General features: G+C 72.5%; 3 protein-coding genes. All 3 read right to left on the bottom strand.

What is annotated here, in order from left to right; all coding sequences use genetic code 11:
* Nucleotides 1-2,732: ATP-dependent helicase (locus GKQ77_RS26685; protein WP_219691485.1), on the bottom strand; the 2,732-nt coding region annotated here is incomplete at its 3' end.
* A gap of 83 nt (nucleotides 2,733-2,815) precedes the next feature.
* Nucleotides 2,816-3,514: a hypothetical protein gene (locus GKQ77_RS26680; RefSeq protein ID WP_219691484.1), complete on the bottom strand. Its 699-nt coding sequence runs from the start codon at nucleotides 3,512-3,514 to the stop codon at nucleotides 2,816-2,818.
* Between the two features lie 96 nt (nucleotides 3,515-3,610).
* Nucleotides 3,611-5,483, bottom strand: a 1,873-nt coding sequence (locus tag GKQ77_RS26675; RefSeq protein ID WP_219691483.1) for a PD-(D/E)XK nuclease family protein, incomplete at its 5' end; no start/stop codon positions are given.

The raw sequence follows: 5,483 nt of genomic DNA, 5'->3' as shown, positions 1-5,483 counted from the left end.
GAGTCCCAGTCCGCCAGGTCGGCGTCAGCGAGATCGGCCTCCCCGTAGGCGTCCGGAAAATCGGCCTCTCCGTAGGCGTCCGGGAAACCGTCGTCTCCGGAGAGGCCGTCTTCGTCCTCCGGAGGGGGTGGCCATTCCGGGTCGTCTGCCAGGGGCACGTCGTCGTCCGCCGAAGGGTGGGCCTCCTCGTGCGAGCGGGCGGGCTCCGGTGTGCCCTCTCCCGTGAGGCGTTCCAGGTGGTCGAGGACGGTGCGGGCGGCGGCTCGGCGGCGTGCGAGGGAGTCGTCGTCCAGTGGGAGCGGCCACGCCTGGTCGGCGGTGTCCTCGCGCAGGGCGGGGTTCTCTTCGTCCTCGGCGGGTTCGTCGGCCCAGGCCTCGATCTCGCCGTGGCCGGCCGCGCAGTGGTCGTAGAGGGCCGACAGGAAGTCCGAGGGGCCGCGCGGCTTCTTCTGGGAGGGGCCCCACCAGTGTCCGGAGCCGAGGAGCAGGGAGCGGGGGCGGGTGAACGTGACGTAGCCGAGGCGGAGTTCCTCGGTGCGCTGGTGCTCCTTCATGGCTTCGTGGAAGGCCTTCATGCCCTTGGCGTCCCACGTCTCGATGTCGGGCAGGGTGGCCGCGTCGCCGCGCAGTTCGTGCGGGACGACCTTGGCCTGGGCGGTCCACTTCTCGCGGCCCTGCGTGCTCGGGAAGACGCCGTTGACCAATCCGGGGACGGCGACGACGTCCCACTCCAGGCCCTTGGACTTATGGGCGGTGAGCACCTTGACGGTGTTCTCGCCGCCCGGCAGGGCGTTGTCGAGGCCCTTCTCGTACTGCGCGGCGGTGCGCAGGAAGCCGAGGAAGGCAAGCAGCGTCGCGCCGTTGTCGTTCGCGGCGAAGGAGGCGGCGACGTCCAGGAAGTTGGAGAGCGTCTCGCGGCGGCGAGCGGCGAGGGCGCCCGGTGAGGCGGAGAGTTCCACTTCGAGGCCGGTGACGGCGAGGACGCGGTGCAGGACGTCCATCAGCGGGTCGGACAGTGACCGGCGCAGCTCGCGCAGCTCGGCGGCGAGCCGGGCGAAGCGCACCCGGGCGTCCGCCGAGAAGGGCAGTCCGTCGTCCCTTCGGGAGGCGTCGTCCGAGCGGAGTGGTGACTCCAGGAACGTGTCGAGGGCGTCCGCGAGCGATATCACCTCGGCCGGGTCGACTCCCTCGACGGCCTCGGCGAGGCGCCGGTCCGGGTCGTCGGGGGCGGTGTGCCCGGGGCGTACGAGGAGACGGGCGCGGCGGCCGAGGAGGGCGAGGTCGCGGGCGCCGATCCGCCAGCGCGGTCCTGTGAGCAGGCGCACCAGGGAGGCGTTGGCCCCCGGGTCCTGGAGGACCTCGCAGACGGCGACGAGGTCGGCGACTTCGGGGAGGTGCAGGAGTCCGGAGAGTCCGACGACCTCCACGGGGATGTCTCGGGCGACGAGCGCGCCCTGGATCTCGGCGAAGTCTGTCGCCGTGCGGCACAGGACGGCGATCTCGCCGGGGGCCTTGCCGGTGCGGACGAGGTGGGCGAGGGAGTCGGCGAGCCAGTCGATCTCCTCGGCGTGGGTGCGCAGCAGGGCGCAGCGCACCACGCCGTCGCGCTCGGCGTCGGGTGCGGGCCGTAGTGCCTCCACGCCCGCGTGCATGGCGCGCAGGGGCTCCGCGAGGCCGTTGGCGAGGTTCAGGAGGCGGCCGCCGCTGCGGCGGTTCTCGCTGAGGGCGTGGCGGGTGGCGGGGCGTCCGTCGGCGTACGCGAAGTGTTCGGGGAAGTCGTCGAGGTTGGCCACGGAGGCGCCGCGCCAGCCGTAGATCGCCTGGCAGGGGTCGCCGACCGCGGTCACCGGGTGGCCGGTGCCGCCGCCGAAGAGGCCGGACAGGAGGATGCGCTGGGCGACCGACGTGTCCTGGTACTCGTCGAGGAGGACGACGCGGAACTCGTCCCGGAGGATCTCGCCGACCTCCGGGCGGGTGCGGGCGAGCGTCGCGGAGAGGGCGATCTGGTCGCCGAAGTCGAGGAGGTCGCGGGAGCGCTTGGCCGCGCGGTACCTGCCGACGAGTTCGGCCAGCTCCAGGCGGGCCGCTGCCGTGTCGGGGACCTTGCGCAGGTCGGCGTTGGAGAGCTTGGCGTCTTCCAGGGCGCGCAGCAGTTCGGTGTCGTACGCGCGAAGCCTCTCGGGGCGTACGAGGTGTTCGGCGAGCTCGCTGTCGAGGGCGAGGAGGTCGCTGACGAGGTCGGGGAAGGAGCGGGTCAGCGCGGGATAGGGGCCGGGGGCCTCGCGGAGCACGCGCGCGGCGAGCTGGAAGCGGGTGGCGTCGGCGAGGAGGCGGGAGGTCGGCTCCAGGCCGATGCGCAGGCCGTGGTCGGTCAGGAGGCGGCCGGCGAAGGCGTGGTAGGTGGAGATGACCGGCTCGCCGGGCGGATTGTCCGGGTCGACGGCTTCGGGGTCGGTGACGCCGGCCTTGATCAGGGCCTGGCGCACGCGCTCCGCCAGCTCGCCCGCCGCCTTGTTCGTGAACGTCAGGCCGAGGACCTGCTCGGGGGCGACCTGGCCGGTGCCGACCAGCCAGACCACGCGCGCGGCCATCACCGTCGTCTTGCCGGAACCGGCTCCGGCCACGATCACCTGCGGGGCGGGCGGCGCGGTGATGCACGCCGTCTGCTCCGGGGTGAAGGGGATCCCGAGGAGCTGCTTGAGCTGCTCGGGGTCGGTGATACGAGGTGGCACGTGAGAGAGGCTAGCGGTGGCCACTGACAATCGGGGCGGGCCCGGGTGCGGGCAGCCACCGCTCGCTCATGGGGTGCGTGGGGTCAGGAACCGGAGGAGAGCTTGTCCGGGTCCACGACGTCCTTGGCGGGCGGGGCCTTGACGTCGACGGTCTTGCCGTAGTCGCTGAAGGACACGGTGCCGGCCTCGGTGCCCTTGTTCACGACCTTGAGGAAGTACGGCTTCCCCTCCATCGCGACGTAGAAGGTGGTGGTCTCGCCGCCCTTCTTGCGGGTCAGAACGGCCGCCTTCTTGCCGTCGACCTCGGCGTCGTCCTTCCGCTTCAGCTTCTTGAGGTTCTTGTTGCTGAACATGTCGTCCGGGTTGCAGACCGCCTTGTCTCCCTCGGCGGGCGTCTTCACCCAGCGGCCCTTGAGGAGTTCGGCGGTGGAGCTGCCGCCCTTGGACTCCCAGAACTTGTCGTCGCCCTTGGAGTACGTGAACTTGCCGACGGAGAGGAATTCGGCCCTCCCCATCTTGGGCGAGCCCATCGTGCCCTTGCAGTCGCCGGACTCGGCGACCGCGAACTCGATGTCGCTCTCCTCGCCCTTCTGCTTCATCCGGCCCTTCATCCGGTAGGACCCGGCGTCCTTGGATGCCTTGGAGGCCTTGGAGGCGATCTTGTCGGCGCTCATGCCCTCGAAGGGGTCCTTGTCGCCGCCGTCGCTGCTGCAGCCCGTCACGCCGATGACGGCGGCGGCACAGACGACGGCCACTGCCAGGAGCTTCCGGTTGGCTGCCATATACGTGTACTCCTCAGGAAGGTGCGCCTGGGTCGGCGCACAGCAAGTTCTTACCGTGACTTTAATTCGGCCATGCGGTCGTGCTGTCCCCCGGGGCTACTCGACGACGTGGCGTCCCTCCGGGCGGGCGCTGCACGAGGCGCGGAAGGCGCAGTGCGTGCAGTGCTGGCCCGTGGTGGGTGTGAAGCGTTCGTCGAGGACCTTGCCCGCGGCCGTCGCGAGGAGGTCGCCGATCCACTCTCCGGAGAGGGGCTCCTGGGCCTGCACCTTGGGGAGGGTGTCGCCGCCGTTCTTCTTGGCGGCGCCCTGGCGCAGCTGGACCAGTTCGGCGCCGCCCGGTTCGGGTCGTACGCCTCCGAAGGCGTCATCGGCGGCGCCTTCGCGGATCGCCAGCTGGTAGACGGCGAGCTGGGGGTGGCGGGCGACGTCGGCGGTGCTCGGGGCGTGTTTGCCGGTCTTGAAGTCCACTACGTAGGCGCGGCCTTCCGCGTCCTGTTCGACGCGGTCCATCGAACCGCGTACGCGTACTTCGTAGGGGCCCGCTTCGAGGGTCACGTCGAAGCCGTGCTCGCTGGCGACGGGGGTGCGGCTGCCGCGTGCTCCGTTGGAGTCGACGTGCCACTGGAGGAAGCGTTCGAGCGCCACGCGCGCGTGCTCCTTCTCCTGTGCCGACTTCCACGGGGCGTCGAAGGCGAGCGCGTCCCACACCGAGTCGAGGCGCTCCATGAGCACGGCGAGGTCGGCGGGGGTGCGTCCGGAGGCAACCTCGTCGGCCAGGACGTGCACCACGTTGCCGAAGCCCTGGGCGGCGGTCGCGGGCGCGTCCGCCTTCACCTCGCGGCCCAGGAACCACTGCAGGGAGCAGGTGTTGGCGAGCTGGTCGAGGGCGCTTCCGGAGAGCACGAGCGGCTTGTCGCGGTCCCTGAGGGGGACTTCGCTCGCCGTCGGCTCGTACATCCCCCACCAGCGGTACGGGTGTGCGGAGGGCACCAGGGGGCGCCCGTCGCCGTCGCTGAGCGCGGCGAGGCGGGCCAGGCGCTCGGCGGCCGCCTCACGCAGGGTTTCGGAGACGCGCGGGTCGACGGTGGTGGCGCGCAGTTCGGCGACGAGGGCGGCGACGGACAGGGGGCGGCGGGGGCGGCCCGTCACGTCCTTGGGCTCGACGCCGAGTTCGCCGAGGAAGCGGGAGGGCTGGTCGCCGTCGTCCGCGGGGGCCTTCACCGCGGTCACGACGAGCCGTTCACGCGCGCGCGTGGCGGCCACGTAGAAGAGGCGTCGCTCTTCGGAGAGGAGCGCTCCGGGGGTGAGCGGTTCGGCGAGGCCGTCGCGGCCGATGCGGTCGGCCTCCAGGAGGGAGCCGCGGCGGCGCAGGTCCGGCCAGAGCCCTTCCTGGACGCCCGCAACCACGACGAGGCGCCACTCCAGGCCCTTGGCGCGGTGGGCCGTCATCAGGCGTACGGCGTCGGGGCGTGCCGCGCGGCGCGTGAGCGTGTCCGCGGCGATGTCCTGCGCCTCGGTCTCCTCCAGGAAGTTGAGGGCGCCACGGCCGCCCGTGCGCTCCTCCGCGCGGGCCGCCGCGGCGAACAGGGCGCATACCGCGTCGAGGTCACGGTCGGCGTTGCGTCCCGCCGCGCCGCCGCGCCGCGCGGTGCGTTCCAGGCGGCCGGGCCACGGTGTGCCGTCCCACAGGTCCCACAGCGCCTCCTCCGCCGTGCCGCCGCCCGCGAGGCGCTCACGGGCCTTGCGGAGCAGCGCGCCCAGCCGCTGGGCTCCTCGGGCGTACGCCGGGTCGTGCGCGACGAGTCGCTCCGGCTCGGCGAGGGCGCGGGCCAGCAGTTCGTCGGAGGGCGGCGGCAGGTGATTGCCCGCCGCGCGCTCCTCCTCGCGCAGGGCGCGGCCGAGTCGGCGCAGGTCGGCGGCGTCCATCCCGGCCAGGGGCGAGGTCAGGAGGGTCAGCGCGGTCTCGGTG

Source organism: Streptomyces anatolicus (assembly GCF_019400875.1).
Taxonomy (GTDB): Bacteria; Actinomycetota; Actinomycetes; order Streptomycetales; family Streptomycetaceae; genus Streptomyces; species Streptomyces anatolicus.
The sequence above is the reverse complement of the archived record's forward strand: the minus strand, read 5'-3'. Positions and strand labels throughout refer to the sequence as shown.

Coding starts and splice junctions, on each gene's coding strand:
- GKQ77_RS26680 (WP_219691484.1), bottom strand. CDS start 3,514: ATGGCAGCCAACCGGAAGCTCCTGGCAGTGGCCGTCGTCTGTGCCGCC.